11 protein-coding genes, 3 tRNA genes and 2 pseudogenes are annotated in these 22,372 nt (G+C 45.0%); 7 read left to right on the top strand and 9 right to left on the bottom strand.

Features of this window, described 5'->3' with window-relative positions; all coding sequences use genetic code 11:
- Window positions 1-2: 2 nt before the first annotated feature.
- On the bottom strand, window positions 3-3,260 hold the full coding sequence (locus IO95_RS22545; RefSeq protein WP_023492439.1) for a P-loop NTPase fold protein: 3,258 nt from the start codon (window positions 3,258-3,260) through the stop codon (window positions 3-5).
- Between the two features lie 717 nt (window positions 3,261-3,977).
- Window positions 3,978-5,426 (bottom strand): radical SAM protein, encoded by a 1,449-nt coding sequence (locus IO95_RS22535; RefSeq protein ID WP_037384771.1) that lies wholly within the window; start codon window positions 5,424-5,426, stop codon window positions 3,978-3,980.
- An 838-nt stretch (window positions 5,427-6,264) separates the two neighbouring features.
- Between IO95_RS22535 and IO95_RS22530 the strand changes: the two are divergent.
- Both IO95_RS22530 and IO95_RS22520 read left to right on the top strand, forming a co-directional pair.
- A pseudogene (locus IO95_RS22530) lies at window positions 6,265-7,304 on the top strand (IS630 family transposase).
- Between the two features lie 538 nt (window positions 7,305-7,842).
- On the top strand, window positions 7,843-9,747 hold the full coding sequence (locus tag IO95_RS22520; protein WP_023492677.1) for a hypothetical protein: 1,905 nt from the start codon (window positions 7,843-7,845) through the stop codon (window positions 9,745-9,747).
- 222 nt (window positions 9,748-9,969) lie between these two features.
- On the opposite strand, the gene IO95_RS22515 is transcribed toward IO95_RS22520, so the two are convergent.
- A complete protein-coding gene (locus IO95_RS22515) occupies window positions 9,970-11,019 on the bottom strand; it encodes a DUF2157 domain-containing protein (RefSeq protein ID WP_023492676.1) in 1,050 nt (349 codons plus the stop codon).
- Window positions 11,020-11,351: 332 nt separating this feature from the next.
- Window positions 11,352-11,438: transfer RNA gene (locus tag IO95_RS22510), tRNA-Leu, on the bottom strand.
- A gap of 241 nt (window positions 11,439-11,679) precedes the next feature.
- Here IO95_RS22510 and IO95_RS26575 point away from each other — a divergent pair.
- Both IO95_RS26575 and IO95_RS22500 read left to right on the top strand, forming a co-directional pair.
- Window positions 11,680-11,796 (top strand): annotated as a pseudogene (locus IO95_RS26575) (type II toxin-antitoxin system MqsA family antitoxin); the annotation flags it as partial.
- A 344-nt stretch (window positions 11,797-12,140) separates the two neighbouring features.
- Entirely contained in the window at window positions 12,141-12,968 is an 828-nt protein-coding gene (locus IO95_RS22500) for a DUF4189 domain-containing protein (RefSeq protein ID WP_023492847.1), read from the top strand.
- Window positions 12,969-13,016: 48 nt separating this feature from the next.
- Here IO95_RS22500 and IO95_RS22495 read toward each other — a convergent pair whose 3' ends face one another.
- The 3 genes from IO95_RS22495 to IO95_RS22485 form a co-directional block, all read right to left on the bottom strand.
- Window positions 13,017-13,460, bottom strand: a complete 444-nt coding sequence (locus tag IO95_RS22495) for a DDE-type integrase/transposase/recombinase (RefSeq protein ID WP_072011713.1) — start codon at window positions 13,458-13,460, stop codon at window positions 13,017-13,019.
- A 48-nt stretch (window positions 13,461-13,508) separates the two neighbouring features.
- Window positions 13,509-13,595: transfer RNA gene (locus IO95_RS22490), tRNA-Leu, on the bottom strand.
- Window positions 13,596-13,602: 7 nt separating this feature from the next.
- Window positions 13,603-13,676: transfer RNA gene (locus tag IO95_RS22485), tRNA-Cys, on the bottom strand.
- 820 nt (window positions 13,677-14,496) lie between these two features.
- Here IO95_RS22485 and IO95_RS22475 point away from each other — a divergent pair.
- Window positions 14,497-15,213 (top strand): LuxR family transcriptional regulator, encoded by a 717-nt coding sequence (locus IO95_RS22475; protein WP_037387281.1) that lies wholly within the window; start codon window positions 14,497-14,499, stop codon window positions 15,211-15,213.
- Here the strand turns inward: IO95_RS22475 and IO95_RS22470 are convergent.
- Entirely contained in the window at window positions 15,210-15,857 is a 648-nt protein-coding gene (locus IO95_RS22470) for an acyl-homoserine-lactone synthase (RefSeq protein WP_037387277.1), read from the bottom strand. The genes IO95_RS22475 and IO95_RS22470 overlap by 4 nt on opposite strands.
- 1,058 nt (window positions 15,858-16,915) lie before the next feature.
- Between IO95_RS22470 and IO95_RS22465 the strand changes: the two genes are divergently transcribed.
- Window positions 16,916-18,178 (top strand): MFS transporter, encoded by a 1,263-nt coding sequence (locus tag IO95_RS22465; RefSeq protein ID WP_023490292.1) that lies wholly within the window; start codon window positions 16,916-16,918, stop codon window positions 18,176-18,178.
- Window positions 18,178-20,052 (top strand): beta-L-arabinofuranosidase domain-containing protein, encoded by a 1,875-nt coding sequence (locus IO95_RS22460; RefSeq protein WP_023490291.1) that lies wholly within the window; start codon window positions 18,178-18,180, stop codon window positions 20,050-20,052. Before IO95_RS22465 ends, IO95_RS22460 begins: the two co-directional genes overlap by 1 nt.
- A gap of 186 nt (window positions 20,053-20,238) precedes the next feature.
- On the opposite strand, the gene IO95_RS22455 is transcribed toward IO95_RS22460, so the two are convergent.
- Window positions 20,239-22,372: invasin domain 3-containing protein (locus IO95_RS22455; RefSeq protein WP_200874200.1), on the bottom strand; the 2,134-nt coding region annotated here is incomplete at its 5' end.

The following is a 22,372-nucleotide window of genomic DNA, read 5'->3' as shown; positions in this document are numbered from 1 at the left end:
TTCTACTCGGCATGCTCGTCTGTATGCTCGCTGATCGCTTCATCGATTTCATTGAGGCGCTTGCTTACATAGCGTGTAGTTAACAGCTTGGGAAAGTGTTCTCTGTGCTCAACAATACCAGTGACAGCGCTGAGGCTATCTTCAGGCGACCATTTGCTGAAATGGAACGTCTGACTGTCGAGCCAGTTAGCGACGGCTGGGTATTGCGGAGCATATGAGAAAAGACGAGCCACGGTACGGCGTGAACCTCGTACGCCATTTTCTTCATATATCAGTCGGTCACCAAAATCCTGCAACAAGACAATATGCCGTTTCACATCGACATCACGGGTGAGGAGCACATCAATTAGCGCCTTTATCGTTTCATCTTGCTGTTCCACGGTTAACAGATTGAACAGCGCACGCACATGTGACGGTTTCAGCAAAGTGGCTAAGTCGGTATCGACGTACCAGTCGTGAAAAGCGAGAATATCGACGGTGCCGGGATAAGATATCTGATAAGTAAGCAGGTGTTGCAAAACTGCCTGGTAATTTGGATGCAAGGTTTCCATGGCGTCAAGCAGGATATCTTTTTCACCTATGAGTTTAAACAACCCTTGATAAAGTGCATCCTTAGTGTTCTGTAGCCCCTCCCATGCCCACATGGCTTGCAGGAACGCAGGAGCTAGGTCCGTTAATCCATTTTTTACAATGGAAGCAACCACATGACTTTCCCAAGGTGCCAAGAAGGATAACGCCAGTGGACTTCCTACTGCATTGACTATCAGGGGGAAGCTCTGTGTGACGTACTGCCAATGAGACAGGGCGTACACGCGCGAATTTTCCATAAGCGAGGTTAATGCAGGTATGACTAATACCGCAAGCTCTGGCACCTCAAGGGCTGGTATGAGGCGCTCGAATGACTGTAAATAAAGCAAATAATTGCCGAATACTGGCATAAAGTCTGACGACTTAGTAAAAGGCATATAACTGTCATAACTCGTAAAACTTCCGATGGCAATCATATGTGTCAGTGCATGGGCTGCCACTTCAGAAGGGTAATGTTCCAGCAGATAAACTTGATGTGCGTATAACGAGATATAAGAAGTCGTATGCCATGTATTGTTCAGGACTAGTTGACGAAAAGCAGCACGGCTTTTTATCTCGTTGCCAGATATGAACATCTCCATATTTTTAGCGCTTTGAATCGGCTCTGGCGAAGCTATTAGGCTGTTCAGCGGCTTATTGTTAATTTTCACATGTCGAATGATACCCGGTGCAAAAATGTCTCCCTCACTGTCATCCGACAGATAGGCTTGGATAGCCAGAGCAGTCTGAGAGAAGTTCAAAGATAAGTCGATTATTTCCAGTGCAGAAAAATCCTCTTCGTACCCGAACAGGAAACAGTAATAGAGAGGTCCAGATAGAGGTTTAGACAGATATTTAAGATAATTTTTCCCCGTCAATACCGCATACCGATCCACTTCTTCAAATAGCTCTAAATTAAACGACTCATCGTCTAGATTGGTAGCTTCATTGTAACGGTTTAGCTCATCCATCAATTGTGATGACTGACGGGCAATAAAGTCTTCATGCCCCTTCACTAACCCCTTCTCCTGCAGAATACACAAAGCTTGCACAAATTTGGGATGATATTGTTCACGCACGTGTCGCGCGTAAGTTTGGTCAAGCAAAATGATGACTTCTTGCATAATTGGCGCTATTTTGGCTTGCATTTCAGGTTCTACATCTGCAAGTAATAGGCACCATTGAACCGGATCAGTTCCGTGCAACTGGCGTCGCCAAGCATTCTCAAAGCCAAAAATACCGTATAGAGCCATGAATGCCGCCAAGTCAGTATTATTCAATGCTGCTCTCAAGGGCTCATCCAGTAGTTCACTTTTAGCCAATGCGGCATGCGTCTGATAGTGGATGCACAGGAGGTATTCACGCCATTGCGAATGATCGTAGTGGTAAAGGCGAGCAAACTGCGCCTGGGTTTTAAGCATCTTTGCGCAGAAAGTGTCGCTCAACCCATGCAGGCCCTTAAGCTCATTCAGTGTTCCTTCTTGGTAATCGAGCATCAGGTTTGTGAAAGGATGACCAGCATACCGCACTAATAGCAGATAGAACGCGATCAGTACGTGGTGATTGGCTTGTGCAGGCAATGTGAGGGAAGTGATCTTGATGTCGTTAATCATTTTTTTCATGAAACGCGGGGTGATCTGCTTGTGATTTTGTGGCAGAAAACGCTCCAGAAGCTCGGCGACCTCATAGCAAGCCTCTGGCACTGGATCAGCAAGCGTCTCGGACCATAGCGTTGCAAAACCATGTCGCCAGCCAGCTGAAAGGATTGGTGGTACCAAAAAGTTAACCGGGATACGTTTGGAAATGAATTCCCGCCCTTCCCCACTATCCTCTGACAATGATTTCGATACATGTTCAGCTGAATACGGCAGAACGATCTTCAGTTTTTCTCCAGCTGTGGCAGAAATAAGCTCCATGTCACTCCATAATTCTTTAACCTTGCCGGAATTAATACGATCAAGGTTATCAATTATCAGAATGAAGCGTACGTCAGTCGGCAGACATTGTATAAAACCATTTAATGCAGTGTAGAGTTCAAGAGTGCCGACCTCACGACTTATCAGCATTTTTTCAGTGATAGTATCTTCACTATTTTTTTTCAGAATATCGCTGACCGTAAAATCTTCTGAGCGTTTACCACAGAGTTTGAACGCACCGAGCACCATAAAGGGGGATAACAGGCAAACTACCTCGATCAAAAACAACCAAAAGCTCATAGTAGAACCAGTGAACAATTTATTGATATCATTGAGGAAGTATCGTAATGATTGAATGGACAATATACTGGAAAGCAAAAAGGCGATGGTCCAGAAACTGATTTTGCTTTTTTGGTGCCGAGTATAGCGTAGGGTGTTTCCCAACGCACTGTCCCGATGATCTTGGAGTTCTTTTTTATCGACCCCAGGGGTTTCTTTTAAGCCACGATAAATCAAATCGATCAGTGCTTTCTTTGTCGTGCCAAAGTGATAAATCTCCGCATCAAACTCAATAAATCGAAAATTACTTTCCTTAAGGTTTTTTTTAATAAAATGAATTATGGTCGACTTTCCGGAACCAAGACACCCCTCAAGGCCGATGATCTTGATATCCTCATTAATAATAACCTCTGACATTTTCAGAGCAACATTATGATGTTGTTGACCTTCAAATAAATCGTTATCAGAGGGCGATTCTTTCTGTAATTTCAATTCCATTGCAACTCCAGAGGTCAAGGGATGCATCAGTTTTCATTGTATTATGGTGAAAAAACGAGTGTATCCACATGATTCCATTTTTTCCAGCAACTCTATATAAAAAACAGACCATCAAGCAGAACCAATTTTCTCTGCTTGAAGAGCGTGACACACTATCTCCTGCTAAATCCAAGCAGATTCTCTCGTAGAGAGAGGTACAGTACAACTCAACGTCAAAAACGAGTAATTGGCTTGGCTCGCTTCTTGGGTTTGCCCGAATATGCCTCAGGGATACTCTGATGCTTCAGCTTTAATTTGAGATAAGGGTGTACCCACACCACTGGCTCACTGCTGACAATCCCATCATGTTCACTTGAGCCACATACACCCCGATTCAACAAGATCGTCTCATACGTTGCCAAGCTTTCAATGCCCTGGAACATGTGGCTGAGGATGCGGCAGCGGTCCTTATGGGTGATTTTATTGGGATTGACCAAGTATGTTTGGCGCACTGCGTTGCGGATTGCTAGTCCTCGCCCCGGACAGTTAACCCCTTGCCCAATATAGATCTCAACAAGCTGAGAATGTCAGAACGGTGGAACACCAAAGTAAGCTTGATATATACCAGTGCGCTGCCGATTTAAAGTTTGCTAATGCAGAGAAAGCTAATTCAATACCCATCACATACCATATTCAAAAGACCGATGATAATTTTAGTAACGTTAGTGCATAATGTATTCACTTTTTATTAAGGGCTATTTCTTTATTTGCTTTTGCAATATCACAATAATACTCATTAATTGACAATGGATCTCCATGCGGATTTTCATTCGCATTTCTAACCATACACATGGTACAATAATCTTTATCTGAACATTGAACACATTTCGGGAAGTCATGCTTTCTTATTCCCCTTAGATATCTAATTTTATCTGATTTATACCAAATATCGCTAAGGGTATCATCCTTCACATTGCCTACAATATAATTCTGCCAGCCAGCGCAAGGATATACATTTCCATTATCCGCTATACAAATAGAAGAATTACAAACACTACAGACAGAATCGCTTTCCATAATATTATTTTCTGCTTCTGTTTTTTTAATATAATCTGGATTGTGTTTAAGTTTATAACTAATCACCTCTTTTACTTCATTAATTGATAATCGACAATTAAGATTGTTTATTGAATTGTTATATTTAGCTATAATGACATAATCACTCCCCGCATGAATATTATATTTATCAGCCCACTCCACAACATCATTATAATAATTTTTATTCTGCTTCATTATAGGGCAGCTTATTTGTAGGGGAATGTCATTTTCAATTAGATTTAAAATTGCCCTTTTTGTTTTTTCGAAGCTGCCTTTTCTTTTGGTAATTTCATCATGGATGTCAGGATTCATAGAATACAACGATACTTGCACGCCCAAGAGTGGGTTTGATTTCATTTCTTTAAGTATTTCACTATTAAGAAAAGTCAAATTGCTAAGGATGTTTACTGAAAATTCACCTTCTCGGCATGCTTTTAAAAAATCACAAAAATTTTTGTGCAACATTGGCTCCCCACCACTTAATGTCAAATGTAACACCTTCATTTTTTTACATTGTTCTAATATGTCATAGAATAGTACAGGTGAGATATTGTTTATTTTATATTCATGAGGAATATAACAGTGGATGCATCTTTCATTACATTTGCTCGTAATTTCTATATGTAAGCTTGTAAGCTGAGGTTTACCACCGAAGTGTTCTTCTAAAAAATTCTGAGTAGATTTCTCTGGATAAGCAATAGTCGGTGAAAGAATTTTTCCTACTTTTTCTTGCTCTACATCTTTATAAGAAAATCCTTTATCTTTTTCTTCACATTCATGTGGGGTTTTTCCTGATACAATAAATCCATCAATTTCCAGCATGGAATAAAATTCCTCAGAGTCATTTTTTATTATATCAGCATCAGCACCTGTAAATTTATTTATTATTTTTTCAACTATTTCGTCAAATGGTTGAGGTTTTATATTTAAAACAGAGAAAAAAATCGCTCCACTTTTTGACAGGATCTTATCTCCAATATAACGCTCATTGGCATTCGTTTTTTTATATCCAAAATTTCTGTTATCTGTTATATAACCAAATGAATCATATTCTCTGAATATAATATTGGATTTTTTCTTTAAAAACATATCAATATACCTTAATACGTAATGAGACGACGGTTAGGGAATACCATTGGATAAGTAAATTATCAGCCATACACTATACATAAAGAAGTTGCTAGAAAAATATATAAACGCAATTGTTAAAAGGGATCGTTTTTTTAAGCTTTAATAATAAAGATCATATGACATTTATATCCTCTATTTTTTGTGATTTAAGCTTTTTCACTCGTTCAGGTCGAGGAGGCCTCTTGGTATTAGAAGTCTAACCGGTTAATATCAAGAGGCTTTTTCTTAAAAATGCCAAATATATCAGTTTACCTGTAGAGATGAAGATTACAAGTAACTAATTAGCGTCCACTTGGTTTTGGTGGATTACAAGGTCTTCCGCTAGGCTTATTATTTGGACGACATTCAGCCATTTGAGTAGTGCTTTGTGCTAGCACTTCAGGTTTTTTGTAAATCATTCAATAAATCTCCTTTTTGTAGACCTACGATTTTTGACATTTCATTGTCGACAAGTACGATGGGAGATACATTGTTTTGGATCAAAATATGGCAATTTAAATGCTTAAAAATGCATCTAATGTTTCGTTTTATTGAAGTGTTCATGTGGTTCACTTAAGCGTTGCTACAAAATAGGTTACCCAAGTAATCGACCCATATGTGCAACTGTCTCTTATGCTAGCCAAGTACTGATACAAGACAAATCCTTTCCATACCGCAATTGTATGTCACGATAGAGCCACATACTCAACAACCTAAATACCTGCGCCAAATAGTAGATCACTGAAGGGAACTCAATCCGGTTTGAGCGATCTGATCAATCGCCAAACATCACAAATCCTCACAACCGGACTGAGTTATGCCGATCATAGCATCCATACCCCGACATGAACGACGCCAGATGCAAAAAATTGTCCAGAAAACGCCAGATAAAAATTATGCCAGACGCCTTATCGCCATGTTGATGTTACACCGTGGCAACACACTGACTTACGTAGCTAAGACCTTATGTGCCGCCCGTTCCTCTGTCGGGCGGTGGGTGAATTTGTTCACATTATGCGGCTATGAAGGATTGGAAAGTCTTTCACCTGGACGACCCAGAAAATGGCCCACAGAGGCGATGTTGAAAATGCTTGATTTGCTCGTTCAGCGTTCTCCCTAGGACTTTGGCTATCTGCGTTCTCGATGGAATACAGAGATGTTAACGATTGAAATTAATAAATTATTTAACTCAACGTTACATCCTGGCTCACTTCGGCGCTGGTTGCCAAGAGCCGGTATTGTATGGCGTAGAGCGGCCCCAACGTTGCACATACGAGATCCTCATAAAGAGGAAAAACTGGCGACTATCGAAACCGCATTGAACAATAACAGTCCAGAGCATCCCGTTTTTTATGAAGATGAGGTGGACATCGACCTGAATCCTAAAATAGGTGCCGACTGGCAGAAAAGGGTCAACAGAAACGCATCGCTACACCGGGCAAGAATGAAAAACATTATCTCGCAGGAGCCCTTCATGCCGGAACCGGTAGGGTTGATTATGTCAGTGGGACACATAAAAACTCGAGTTTATTCATTAGCCTGTTATGCAAGCTGAGAAGCACATATCGAAGTGCCAAAACCATTACGCTGATTGTCGATAATTACATCATTCACAAGAGTAAAGAAACATTGAACTGGTTGCGACGGAACCCGAAGTTTATTGTTATTTATCAGCCAGTATACTCACCATGGGTAAACAGAATAGAGCTTCTGTGGCTGGCTTTACATGAGACAGTCACACGTAATCACCGTTGCCGGACAATGTGGCAATTGCTGAAAAATGTGGGTCAGTTCATGAAAGCCGCCTCACCGTTCCCTGGCAATAAACCTGGCTTAACAAAAGTGGAGCGGTATTAGGCGCAGGTATTTATACCATCAACACTTCACGCATCCATCCCAACAGCCCCCATCTCACTTACCGTGACGTACCCCCAGTCTGCTAACTATTTAACTTGAATAATATCTGTTGTTCGGAATACACTCATTAGCCACATTAATATTCATGGCAGGCCGTCGTCGTATCTAACCGGAAAGGACAATATATCGATACTGCTGATCTTATTGATACGCTATTACTGGCTACCTGGCTGCTCCCTTGACCATTAGCAAGGGTCAATCAGTCACCGTGGATGCGCGACTACACTGCCAGTGTATGGAGCGGGTTCAACAGGTACAGGATAAGCTGACAACAGGAAGCGCAATAAAGAATTCAAAACGATATATCTAATAGATTTCAGAATATAAGTAGATGGTAATAGGCGAACTCCCGGACGCTGGGTAAACCAGATTAGGATAAGCTAGGAAGTTCGCATCTATGCTTTCTGAAAGGTACCAGCGATATTTGCACTATAAAATATAATAATTGCCCTAACAATAACTCTAGGAAGGAGATGCTGTGAACAAAATACGTTTCTTACGCGCTTTATGCATCGGTATATTTGTTGCTATGTTGTCCGCCTGCGATTCTGGTGGGGGAGAATCTTCAGACACCAACCCACCGGTCAATCCAGTTACACCGCCTGTTCCAGAGCCTGTTGTTCCACCTGTTCCAGACCCAGAGCCTGTTGTTCCACCAGAGATTGCGACTCTAGATATTATTACGGAAAGCAAAGATGGCATTATCCTGTCTGGCGCTGAAATATTCTTTGATGAAGTAAAGGTATCATCCAGCGACCAAAATGGCGTAGCGCAACTCTCTACTCTTCCTGCGGATAAGAAGGGTTTCTGGGTGGTGAAAGTGAAAAAAGCGGGTTATGTGACGCAAGCAGTCAAAGTTGCGGTGCAGAAAAAAATGCCGCCGATTGTCATACATTTGATGCCAGTAACAGAAACCAAATACCTTGAAAATATTGAAAAAGCGCAAGGTATTTCCAGCCTGACTATGAATGCCCACGTTATTCTGCCTGAGGCTGCATTGGTTAATGCGGACGGAACCCCTGCAACAGGCAAAGCGCGAGTTGAATTGACGCCTTGGAATATTGACAGCGATGACCTGAAAGCCATGCCTGCCAATGGACGCGCTATCACCGCAGATAGCCAAGAGGTTGACTTGATCAGCGCAGGGCTAATGGCCGTCGCTTTTTATGATGAAGCCGGTAACGCCTTGAATTTAGCTGAAGGTAAAACCGCAACCCTGCAGATGAGCTTGCCGTTCTCCAACATTGATGGTCATGATTTATCGGCAGGTGGCAAAATCCCAATGTGGTACTTCAACGAAAGCCTGGGGCTATGGGAAGAAACGCCTGATGTCAAAGGGTCGGCAATCGTGATAACCCGCGACGGCGAGAAAATGTTGATGGTAGAAGCTACCGTGCCGCATTTCTCATCATGGAACTGGGATTTTAAATTTGAATCTGCTGGCAGTACTTTCTTGCAATGCGTAGATCCCGAATCCAAACCTATTGCCTGTAGCATAACCGCTTCTGTAGTACTCGTTGACGGCTCAAAACTGGTAAAAAGCAATAACATTGGTGCTGAAGGTGAGACAGCCTATAATATGCCCGATCGGGTTAAGGCGATCACTTGGAAAGCGATGGGTTTGTCAGGAGATAATAAACGTCTGATGGGCAAAATTACGAACCCATTGGATACGACGGGATCGGGTGTTGTGATTCCTGGCTCGATATCTATTCCTTTATCTGCCCCTTATCAATTTACCGCCCAATGTCAGTTACCTGACTCGACACCAATCGCCTGTAACGCCAAGATAACACTCAATGGCAGCACAGAGGTTGACCAATATAGTTTACCTGCTGATGGATCTGTCATTTATACGCTACAGGCACCGCAATTGATTAATTGGAGCGCGTATCAGTACATATCCAAAGAAAATGGTGAGATTTGGAAATATACTGCGGAAGCTAGCAATGCGTCACTGAATGAAAATAAGTTAGTGATGACCTTTGCTGCTCAGCCGGAAAAAATTAACCAGAATTATGTTTATGTTCGTTGCGATCCTCAAGCAATTGACTATCAGAACCTTCAACAATATTTTGCTATTCAAGAATGTGAAGTATCAGTGGGGTCTCAATATTGGGAGCCAAACTTGCCTACACAGCCGTCTATTGTTTCTGCGATTATTCCTGCAGGAGTGGTTTATCCTCTAGCCGTTCTTCCTGAATGGATTGCTCCTGAATATGAAACATTTTATCTTAAAGCGGTCAGTTCACTTGGTTTGGTGAGTGAGATTCGTGAAGAGTGTTTCTTCCATGCTGGTTATGACTTGCCGAAAGATGGTCTCTTTAACAACAGTGGCCAGATTTATAATTTATCTTTGATAGGTTTTTGTCCGACGCCTTAATTTTGCGTAATCCCTCATTTTTTGAGTATTACGTCTTATAGTTAAGTTCGAACGCACGTTTTGGGAGCCCACTCTGTGGGCTCCCAGCCCACTTTCAGCCCGGCAACCCGCTCATCCAGGTCAATGCCTTTGGCATTACGCTCCGCTTCCAGTCGTCCCTGCAAACGTGACAAGATTGCGGAATGGTAATAGGAGCGGTAATTTAGAAAAAATTAGCTGGTATCAATCTGTCACATCCTGCGGCTGGCGACCTAACTGCCAAATTTTTTCCGCATAGTGACCCAATGCCCACAGGCTGATCCCCAGCACAACAAAGAAAATAACTTTTGGCATACTATCCCAGAACAACTCGAAGAAACGGCTATACAGATTAATACCGAGGAAGGTCAACCCGAATCCACGCAACACGCCATCGTCTTGCTTTAGCCCGAGCCAGATAGCGGTGGCTGCCGCGATGCCAAATAGCAGGCTCCAATGCAACAGTTCGATCTGGCGTACGTTGTTCCAACGGTCAAGATCGCTATAGTTACCAAATATCGACAGGATCCACAGTGCGATAAACAGATACAGCAACCCCATTACCAGTGAAACCCGCTCCAGCCCACGTTTGACCAACGCAGGTTTCAGCATAAATGCGGCAGCGATCAGGACAAGACCGAAAGCAATAAAACGGATCGGATAACTCATGCCCAGCCAGTAGGCCCCCCAACCAGACATGTAGCCGGTTTCTGCGCCAAAGGCACTACCGAGTGATAACAAGGCAAACCACCAAACCAGCCCAGAACGGCTGAACCAGCCGATAACCCCGTACAACACTGCGCCCATTATCAGCAGTTTAGACACCCGCCCGCTGCCATTATCCAGCCAGACCCCCAGTTGCCATAATGAGCAGGCGGTCAGCAGCACACCAATAAACAGGATGGCTTCGTTACTGTAACGTTTGTCAGGGTAACGTATGCGGCGACGAAACGCCCAGATATAGGAAAGAGTCGCCAGTATCGCGGCGTTTACCATACGCACGGACGCATCGAAGCGGAACAGTGCGCTGAGTTTTTCCAACAACTCAGTGTCGGTGAACAGGCTGGTAATCGCGATCAACAGTGAAACCAGGGCAGCTAGAAATGAATAACGCGCCAGTCGACGCCAGTCAAAAGATTGAACCTGCATATTTTGCAGCAGTTGTTGATGTTGTTCAGCGCTAAGTGCCCCTTCCTCCTCCCAACTGTCGAGTGCTTTACGCACTACCACGGCATTTTTCTTGCTGATTTTCATTTTTGCATCCTTGAATAGCAAAAGTTTTTTGCCAGTATATACCTGCCTGATCTTGACCCGCCATCTCCATCAGTCAATGAGTACTCTTGGCCTTCTGGTTTTGCCGAACGTACCTTGATATCTGTCAGGCCCATATCCATGTCCTCGCATGTGCTTGCGGTGAGTATACAGAGAATCATAGAAGCAACGTATATACCCAAATGTATACTTGCAAACAGCTTGAATAGGTTGAATTGCGTTGACTTACAGAGAGTATAGAAGGAAGAAAAGTGAGTGATGCCATGGGTTTCAGGCAAAAAAATAGACGTCGGTTGACGTCTATGATTTCGAAATGGTGCCCGGGGCGTGACTTGAACCCGCATGGCGTTGCCGACGAGGGATTTTAAATCCCTTGTGTATACCGATTTCACCACCCGGGCTGAAAATTGGAGGCGCGTTCCCGAGTCGAATATGTAAAAGCTAATGAGAATGGCCTCTTTAGCATTTTTAAAGATGGTACTTGGTATGGGCACCTTTATATAAATGGTGTCGCTGAGGGCGGTAATCCTGTACCCATTGATCTATACCGAGAAGCTTTTGTTCAAAGCGTAACTAAAGCTATCGCTATATCGGAGGTTATGAAATAATAAGTAACTTGACCAACGATAGGCCGCTGAACTTTTTGGCCGTGGCGTTAATGCCTTCCCACGTTATGAGAATGGCAAGACCAAACCGCCGCTGGCGCTAGTCAAGTTGTTTAAGCTGCTAGAGCGCCATGCTGACCTACTCAATATGTAGAAAACTACTTGACATTCTTGAAGTTCACAAGTTGGTGCCTAGATGCTTCACTACCACCCACGGGCCACAGTCAAGGTGATGGATAATTTTTAATTGAACTGAGTTTACAAGAGGGGCGATCCTGGAAAGATCTTGAAGATTGTTTTTACCGGAACTTTCTGGAGGAAGCGTAATTTCCTTCAGTCCCTTTTCCATATACCGGTGGATAAACTCAAAGCGCCACGATCATTGTAGAAGGCAGCGTAAATAAATATGGACCTATATAAGCCCGCCCTATGTTTGGTACTCATGTTCCGAAAAAAACATTTTTTGCCAACTTTTCGTCGTATTTTTACAGGTGGTATATGAAAAAATTAGCGGCTCTATTACTGCTTATCAGTATGATAAGCGTTCCTATCCTTGCCAGTGCTTTTGATCTGAATAAAGAACTCGACGATGAAGCATGGGATAGAATCAACAACGCCTCAAGTGATAGAGAATCGGTTTATATCCCTGAAGTGTATAACGGAGTCATTTATGGCAACGCCAAAAAAGGGAACATATCGTTTAACTACGGCGGAGACCTATCTATCCCCACCCTAAAGGTAGAGGCATTAGATAATTGTGATCGATCTTTTGGTGATTGCCAACTGCTTGTAACGTGGCAAGACGGATGCATGGCGGTAGCGTGGTCAGCTAGCAAACAACGTTTTTTTCATACCACCCCCACTAAAGGGCTGAAACTAGAAGACAAGGCCATCTCCTCTGCCATGCAGGCTTGCACCGCCTCGGGGGCCAAAGACTGTAAAATGAAAGGAGAAATAGGTGACCAGGTTGAATGCACCTACAGTGGGTATGATAAAAAATCCCCCACAGACTATCGTGCCATTTTTGGCAATGTTAATGCGGGTCAGGTATGGATCAGCAGCCTAGTTAACGATCCGGGCAAAGCGGGGCAAGAAGCCTCAAGCAACTGTGATAAAAATTATGGCAATTGCCAATATGTGGTGTCGTGGCATACGGGGTGTACAGGTTTAGCGTGGTCGCCTAGCAAACAACGTTTTTTTTATTCGCCCGTCAATGTAACCCCTGAAGAACAGGCGGTCTCCTCTGCTCGGCAAGCCTGCACCGCATCGGGTGCGACAGACTGCAAGGTGTCCGATCAGACCATCTGCACCTCGACTGACCCTTAAAATTGAGTTTAAACAACCAGATTAAAAAGCATAAAAATCTTGTAGTGGTCAACCAATATTGGCCACTACATTAGACTGTTCATGGAACAGCCGCTCTGACTCATTTGGTGTTAAACCGCCGTTATGCCAATGGGGTCTGAGTTCACTGTAATACCCTGTGATATAGCGGGTAATCGCATTTTTGGCATCAATAAAATTTTGATAACCCGTGATCGGTCCCCATTCCGTCTTCAAGCTTCTGAAGAACAGTTCCATCGGGCTGTTATCCCAACAGTTACCGCGCCGACTCATACTCTGCTTAATCTGATAACGCCACAGCACTTGGCGGTATTTACGGCCGGTATAGTGGCCTCCTTGATCACTCTGGAACATGACACCTGTAGGACGACCGCGTAACTCCCACGCCATCAGTAACACCTTCACCGTCAGTTCCGTGTCGGGTGAATAGGACATTGCCCAGCCAACTGAAGAGAGAAAAGTGAGTGATGCCATGGGTTTCAGGCAAAAAAATAGACGCTTTTTGCGTCTATGATTTCGAAATGGTGCCCGGGGCGGGACTTGAACCCGCATGGCGTTGCCGCCGAGGGATTTTAAATCCCTTGTGTATACCGATTTCACCACCCGGGCTGAAAATTGGAGGCGCGTTCCGGAGTCGAACCGGACTAGACGGATTTGCAATCCGCTACATAACCGCTTTGTTAACGCGCCTTGGTACTCTTTACTTCTTCAAACATTTGGGTCTTCAAACATTTACTTCTTCAAGCATTTGTTTTTTCAAACATCTGGTTTTTCAAGTTAAAGCTGATAATTATCTGTTTTAACTTCAAACCACAAGCAAGAAAGGTTTCCACACTCTGGTTCAACTTGTTGATACTCAACGTTATTTAACAACATTGGCTGTCAACACGGTCTGCATTATGTACCAATAGTTTTCCCTTAGCAACCCCCTATTCTCAATAAAGCGCGCTCTGACATTCTGAATGCATATTTTCCGTTCACAAAGATGCATTCTTGAACATTTGTCTATGGCAGGAAACTTGCTACTTGCAATAAGGTGGTGGTATCACTGGATGGCAGCCCACCCTTGGAACCGGTGCAGCAATGCAGTGTTTTGCTCTATTTGGGATAAAATTGATCTCTCTTCAATATAACCTACTATACTCGTCGTACTTATTGCATCGGTACCGTTTCGGTTTGTGCTTGTTTTTTGAGCGTTTTTTTTGACTTGTGCTCGAGATGCAAATCCAATTAGTGACCGCATACAGGGCTTATCTTTTATTTTTGTGGAAAAATAGACGATGTACTTTTATGAGACGATGTTTTAGGCAACCGATATTGACTTTTTAGTGGTCAGGGCTCGACACAATCCACTGTTTTTTATACCCTTAGCGGGGAATGCCACCTATCTCCAAGTCTTTTTCTTTAGAAGTACATGAGTGATGCGACTGAAATTTCTTGTCACTCCGCCCTTGTCCAGCGAGGGTGAGGCAAGTATACATAGGGCTATTTGACGAGTTGGGAGTTATTGATGGAACAGGAAAATAATGTCAGTAGTATTATTCGACAGCACCTTGAAGAAGCATTAAATGCTATTGGTGAGTTTGTCTGGGCCTATGTGGTTTTATCTAAAAGGGATATGTCCTGTATCTATGGAGTGACCAACTACCCTAGCGATTGGGTCAACCATTATAAAGAAAAAGGCTTGCAATATACTGACCCCGTGGTCATCACTGCGCTTAACCGGTTGACTCCATTCTCATGGGATGAAAATCTGCCCATTGCTCCAGGGCATCAATCCCATGAAATTTTTAATAAGGCCCGTGAATTTTCTGTAACCAATGGGTATACCTTTGTGTTACATGATTTTAACAACAATCTGGTTACTTTATCCTTTATTATTGCGCCAGAGCGCAGCGCTGAAGTCACACAAGCCTTAATCAAAAATAAAGGGGAGATTTCAATATTATTAGCCTCAGTACATGAGATGTATCTTGCATTAACCTCGTTATCAGAAAAAAAGCTCTCTGACAGTGAAACCAGGTATCAATTTACCACGAGGGAAAATGAGATCCTTTATTGGTCAAGCATGGGGAAAACCTATCAAGAGACCGGGATTATCCTGGGTATAAAGATGTCTACGGTCAAATTTCATATGGCAAACATCGTTAAGAAAATGGGAGTGACGAATGCTCGGCATGCAATACGTCTAGGGATGGAACTTCAACTGATTAAACCAGTTGATTAATTAATTGAAGGCTCAAATGACAGTGGCCAATCACTTAGTATTCTTTCATCCGGCATGATATACCGGCTGTTTATTTTTTCCTTTATGTTATATTGACTGTTAATATCTACATTACCCAGTAATAGATAAACAGGCTCATCTTTTTCAGACATGCCAGTCGCTAACACGGTAACATCCCAACCTGAAGTTTTGATGATTTGCATCATTGAATGACTTGCAACGGCTATAATGCCATCATAATGATGTAGCCGAGCATAATTAATCAGTGACAGGAACAGCACCATAGTAACAGGAAAGTGACTCCCTAGCAGGGTGCGGCTTCTTTTTTTATCGACGAAGAATCGTGTAGATTCAATATAGCTTCCTTCTGGGATCGTTACATTATTAAAAAACGATGAGAATGTACTGTCTAACATATTGCTATCTTTCATATCAATAATCCTGGTTCCACATATAACCATATCCTGTTCAACTCCAAAGATATAGTTGGCCCTTTCATTATCAAACTGATCAATTTCTTTGTCATCTGAGCAAGTCACTGCCCATTGCAATCTATCTTTAAATGTGGTCTTTCTTAACATAGATAAATCTTCGAACACCTCATTACTTAGGGATAGATAGTTAGTACTATAAATATTAAACATAGTGTCACCTGTATATGTATATATCCGTCATATATCAAGTTGCAGGTGTACTTGTGAGTCTAGTATTCCCTATCAAGTTATTGGATTAATTAGCCTCATACTCGTTAGTAGTGAAAGTGGTTTTTAAATAGGCCAGGAATCACTTCCTTGTTAATTTACCCTAATGATGTAACATTGTAATATTCAAACCGGTGATTAACCGATCTTTCAGACCATTCAACTTACCACTCTATTACTATCCTCCTGCAGCTTGAATAAACATGGATAAAAATAAGTTTATTTGACAAAATCAGTGAAGTTTCAGTAATAGCATGCCGAGCTATAGGGATGATAAATCTTTTTAGTCTGCTTTGGCTAATTTTGTGTATCAGTTTCCGCGCTATCCCCCTATTACAGCCAATAAAACTGGCGAATCCATGGTTGCGCTTGTACTAGGCGCTGAATTTTCTGCTGCGGACAGAGCTATTCGCCACACAATTTTACGCAACCCGCCAGAATATTCGCCCTACTGGGCTGAGCATTAAAACTCATCTCACTGGATAAAACGCCGGGGATTCAGTGAACGCCCAAGTCATCACCAACATGGCATCGTCTGTTTTATCATCACGCTTACTTATTTATCAGCACTCTTACTTGGTGGTATCGCTACCAAAGTCATTTATGATATAAGCCTTTTTGTGAATGCTCGACACAATAAAATATATCTAATTGTTTTTATTCAATTACTGTTGATTAATCATGCTGTTTGTAAAGTAACAATAAGAATAAAAAGAGGTGAATGGCAGGTGTAAAGGAAGGGGTTAACAATAAATTGTAATCGCTTACATCTCTTTTGCAAACAACATCACAGTTTAGTTACCATCCCTCGGGTAAAATTTTCCTAGGCATTTTCTTGATGATCTCCACCATCACCTTCGTTACTGCCTGCCCCAGGCCAAGCCCGGCTTAGCCGCTTATAGATGCCTTTGGGGCCATTTTTCAGGGAACAAACAGAGAGTCAGGTCATAAGTAGACTGAAACAATCAACCCAGCCACATACATAATATGAGTAACATTATATGAAACCACTAAAAATCAAGATTGCAGGGCTGCAATTTTTACAATTTCTGGCCTGGGGAAGCTGGCTGATATCAGTCGGTGCATACTGCCTGCACACCAAACAGTGGAGTGCTTCTGAATTTGGCAGCATCTTCGCCACCATTGGTATTGCCGCCCTTTTTATGCCTACGCTGGCAGGGATCGTGGCCGACAAATGGATTAACGCTGAACGCCTCTACGCCATACTGCAACTCGGTTGTGCCGCAAGCATGGTTATGGTCCCCCAAATGGAAACGCCACAACAGCTCTTCTGGCTGATGCTGGTTAACATGCTCTGTTATATCCCGACCATCTCCCTTGCATTTTCGGTCTCCTTCAGTGTCATGACCCAAGCTGGCATGAATATCGTCAAGGAATATCCGCCCCTTAGGGTATTTGGTACCCTGGGCTTTGCCAGCGGCATGTGGCTGACCAGCCTCTCCGGGTTAGAGACCTCTCCCCTTCAGTTTTATATTTCAGCAGCCTCTTCGTTGGCTGTAGCGGTGCTCGCCATGAGCATGCCGCAGTGTCGCCCAAGCGGTTCAACTGCCGGCTCGGTCGCACAACAGTTCCTCAGCTTCGGTAAGCTATTTGCCGACAAACGGTTTGGTGCCTTCTTTATCTTCTCCGGCTTGCTCGGGGTTAGCATGCAGTTGTCCAATGCCTATGCCGGTACCTTTTTGCATGATTTTTCCAGTAATCCTCTTTACAGCGACAGCATCATGATCCGCTTCCCAGCGGTGATCGTCTCTATCGGCCAGATGTCAGAGATGTTCTTTGTGTTGCTCGTGCCGTATTTCCTGACTCGCTACAGCGTGAAAACCGTCATGCTCATCAGTATGCTGGCTTGGGTTGCCCGCTGGTTGCTGCTCGGCTTTGGTAACCCTGGCGAGCTGTGGTGGATGATCATCCTCTCCATGCTGGTTTGGGGCGTTGCCTTCGATTTCTTCAACCTGGCAGGTTCCCTATTTCTCGAAACCAACGTTGATAACGGCATGAAGGCCACAGCACAAGGCCTGCTCCAAGTGATGATTATCGGTGTCGGCGGAACACTCGGCGGCTTCGCCAGTGGTTGGATGATCGACGCATTCTTTACTCATGATGGCATTCGTGACTGGCGTAGCATTATGATCGCCTTTGCCGCCTTCAACTTGCTGGTTGCTTTCAGCTTTATGCTGTTCTTCAAGGGCTCAGTGTCTGCTAAGTCCCCATCGGGCCCGTCAGATATCAAAGGTGCATCCTGATGATTACAACGAACGCCTATAGTCGTATTCCATTGCATCAATTACAGCCGCTCGGTTGGCTACGCGACCAGTTAGCCATCCAGTGCAACGGCATGAGTGGTCATCTCGACCAATTCTGGCCTGATGTACAAGATAGCGCCTGGTTCGGGGGCGATTCCGAAGGGTGGGAACGCGCGCCCTATTGGCTCGACGGTAGCATTCCGCTTGCCTGGTTGAACGGTGATGAGGGGCTAATCGCACGCATCACCGGCTATGTCGATTATATCCTCACCCATCAGCAGGAAGATGGCTGGCTTGGCCCTAAAAATGCCAACACGGTCAATCCAGAAGCCAAAGAAGGATACGATATCTGGGCACAGTTTCTGGCAGTTAAAATGCTGATCGAATACCACGCCTTTACGGAAGATGCGCGGGTTGAAGCGGCTGTGGAACGGGCCCTACGCAAGATAGAGGGCGCTATCAACTGGACCCCGCTGTTCGACTGGGGTCAAGCCCGCTGGTTCGAGTCCTTTATTGCCATCTTCTGGCTCTATGAACGCAAACCGGCTCCTTGGTTGTTGGACCTCTGTGTCAAGCTGGAGGCACAAGGGTTCAACTGGCAACGCTTCATTGCTGCCTGGCCCTGTACTGAAGCCACACCCAAAGGGGCGTGGAACTTTATGAGCCATGTGGTCAACAATGCCATGGCTGTCAAGGCTTATGCCCTGGTGTGGAAACTGACCGGTGAAGCGCGTGATCGGCAAACACCTTATGACTTTATCAACCAACTGGATCGCCACCATGGTACCGCTGTGGGGACCTTCACCGGTGACGAGTGCCTGGCAGGTAAGAGCCCATTACGCGGTACCGAGCTTTGTGCCGCCGTAGAGTATATGTACTCACTGGAGCAACTGATCACCATCTATGGGGATCTCAGTTTTGCCGATCGCCTTGAGAAGATCGCCTTTAACGCTTTGCCGGGCTATTTCACCCGGGATATGTGGGCGCACCAGTATAACCAACAGGTCAACCAGGTTGCCTGTGTGGTTGACCCCGATATGCCATGGAATACCAATGATCCTGATGCCAATACCTACGGTTTGATGCCGCACTTCGGCTGCTGCACCTCAAACTATCATCAAGGGCTGCCCAAATTTGCTACCCATGCCTGGTTACAAAGTGCAGAGGAATTGGTCGCGGTCTCTTATATACCCCTCGAGTTCACCACCCAGCTCAAAGGGCAAGCGGTCAAGGTCATCAATAACAGCCACTACCCCTTCGCAAACCGTGTGTGCATCACACTCGAGTGCGATAACGATGCTGACTTTGCCGTGCGCCTGCGCATTCCGTCCTGGTCAGAACGGACAGTTATCCGGCTAGATGGTGCCGTTTTCAGTAGCGGAGCACGGCAAGAGGTGGTGATACAGCGCAACTGGCAAGGCTGCCATCAAATCGACATCGAGTTCGACTTCCAGTTACAGCAAGAATCTCGTGAGCAAGGGGCGCTGGCCCTCAGCTATGGTCCATTGGTCTATGCCCTGCCGCTGGAAGAGGAATGGCAACGCATCAATAGCGATAAGCCGTACCGTGAGTTTCCGCACTGTGACTACAGCGTGACACCCACCTCAGCGTGGAACTGGGCAATCGACCCCAGCAGTGTCGAGGTCATCTTGGCGATACCGGGGGCCATCCCCTTTAGCCGAGAGAACCCACCATCCACCATGCGGATCAAAGGCATTCAATTGCCCAACTGGCAGTCTGCAGTACCTTGTCTCGCCAGCGCACCACCACAGAGCCCGCTATCTGTGCAAGGAGAGGAAACCGAACTTATTATGATCCCGTTCGGCTGTACTCATCTGCGTATGGGCGAATTGCCTTGGTACCAAAAATTGTAAGCCGAAGTGACCCCAAGGGTTCTTTGGTGACTATACCCAAGTTCAATGGAGTAGCAGTTTAGAGTCTTGATTACAAAAACAGGCGAACTTAGTAAGTTCGCCTGCTTATTTCCAATACCCAAATTTTGTTGCTTATATTCAGTATTAGCCGCCCTGGGTAAGGGCGGCAAAACATCGTCAATCCTGTTACTTCATACAGGCCAAGATCGCAGGAATCGCGGTGGAGACATTTCCTGATGTCACCTGAACTTGCCCTGTTCCGGTATCTGTTGTTACCCAGATCCGCTGTTGAGCACCCGGGAAGCCTGAACCAGGATAGTTAGCCAGATTACCCCATTCAGCCCAAACAGCGCCGAGCCCTCTTTGCCCATTACCACTGGCTGGGGTAGTCAGTAACATCTCATCCATCGTCGGTATCCTTGCATAACCACTGTTAATACAGTTGGTGGTAGCAATAGCCGCCGAACCTGATGATATCCCATTGTAAACATAGGCAATCCATGTTTTTACCGTGAACTTATAGGTAAACACTACCGAAGTATCACTCTTCCATTTAGCCGTAATCGTCACTTCACCACTAGGTTGTGAAGCCATTGTCACGACCCCAGTATTAGACACTGACACGGCAGATGACTGACTACTCGTCCAGGTATAATTACTGTTTTGCGCAGTATTACCATGTGGTGCCAACTGGAAGGTCGCATTGGTAAACCCTGTTGTCGGGAAACCACTTGCGATACCAAACAGTGACGGTGAAGAGTTCAATTGGGTATCCACCGTTGCTTTAGCAAAGTTTGGCGCTACCTCAATATTCAAAGTTTTACTGCTTACCTGATTACTGCTATTCGTCACCGTCGCGGTAAGCGTAGTAACAGCACCAGCATCGGTAGTAGTAAAGTTGATCGAAGCGCTACCCGTTGCATCAGTGACTGCGGTATTACCCGAGACAAAAGATACGCCACTGCCACCCGGCACACTGAATGTGACTGTCATACCTTGAACTGGGTTGTTACCACTATCCGTGACTACTGCCACCGCAACCTTAGGTACAGTAGAAGTCAAAGCGGTGATTGCAGCAGTAGATGGATCGGCAGTCAACGTCACCGTCGCGGTTTTGCTCAGGGTATTACCATTCACCTTGACGGAGATATTCGCCGTACCCGCCAACGTACCGGCAGTCAGGGTCGCCGTATAAATACCGGAGCCTGCCACCGTTTCAGTCGCCGTATCTATACCCCCCAATGATGTTGCGAAGGCAACGGTTTGACCACTCACCGTATTGTTGTTGACGTCTTTCAGCGTCAAGGTCACTACGGAGGTCGCCGTCCCATTCGCTACCATGCTAACCGGGTTAGCAATCAAGGTAGACTTGGCTGGGTCAAGCTTGCTGCTATCACCGTTCAACGTCACCGTCGCAGTGTTGCTCAGGGAATTGCCATTCACCTTGACGGTGATGTTAGCCTTACCGGCAAGCGTACCGGCAGTCAGGGTGGCCGTATAGATACCGGAACCTGCCACCGTTTCAGTCGCGGTGTTTATAGCCCCCAATGAGGTTGCGAAGGTCACGGTTTGACCACTCACCGTATTGTTGTTGACGTCTCTCAGGGTCAAAGTCACCAGTGAGGTCGCAGTCCCATTCGCTACGATACTCACCGGGTTAGCGGCCAGAGTAGACTTGGTAGGATCAAGCTTGCTGCTATCACCGTTCAACGTCACCGTCGCGGTATTACTCAGCGGATTGCTATTCACCTTAACGGTGATATTCGCCATACCCGCCTGCGTACCTGCGGTCAGGGTGGCCGTATAAATACCGGAGCCTGCCACCGTTTCTGTCGCCGTATCTATAGCTCCCAACGAGGTTGCAAAAGCCACCGTTTGACCACTCACCGTATTGTTGTTGACGTCTCTCAGGGTCAAGGTCACCAGCGAGGTCGCCGCCCCATTCGCTACGATACTCACCGGGTTAGCGGCCAGAGTAGACTTGGTAGGATCAAGCTTGCTGCTATCACCGTTCAACGTCACCGTCGCGGTATTACTCAGCGGATTGCTATTCACCTTAACGGTGATATTCGCCATACCCGCCTGCGTACCTGCGGTCAGGGTGGCCGTATAAATACCGGAGCCTGCCACCGTTTCTGTCGCCGTATCTATAGCTCCCAACGAGGTTCCGAAGGCAACGGTTTGACCACTTACCGTATTGTTGTTGACGTCTCTCAGGGTCAAAGTCACCACCGAGGTCGCCGTCCCGTTCGCTACGATACTCACCGGGTTAGCGGCCAGAGTAGACTTGGTAGGATCAAGCTTGCTGCTATCACCGTTC

The organism is Serratia sp. DD3, assembly GCF_000496755.2.
The sequence above is the reverse complement of the archived record's forward strand: the minus strand, read 5'-3'. Positions and strand labels throughout refer to the sequence as shown.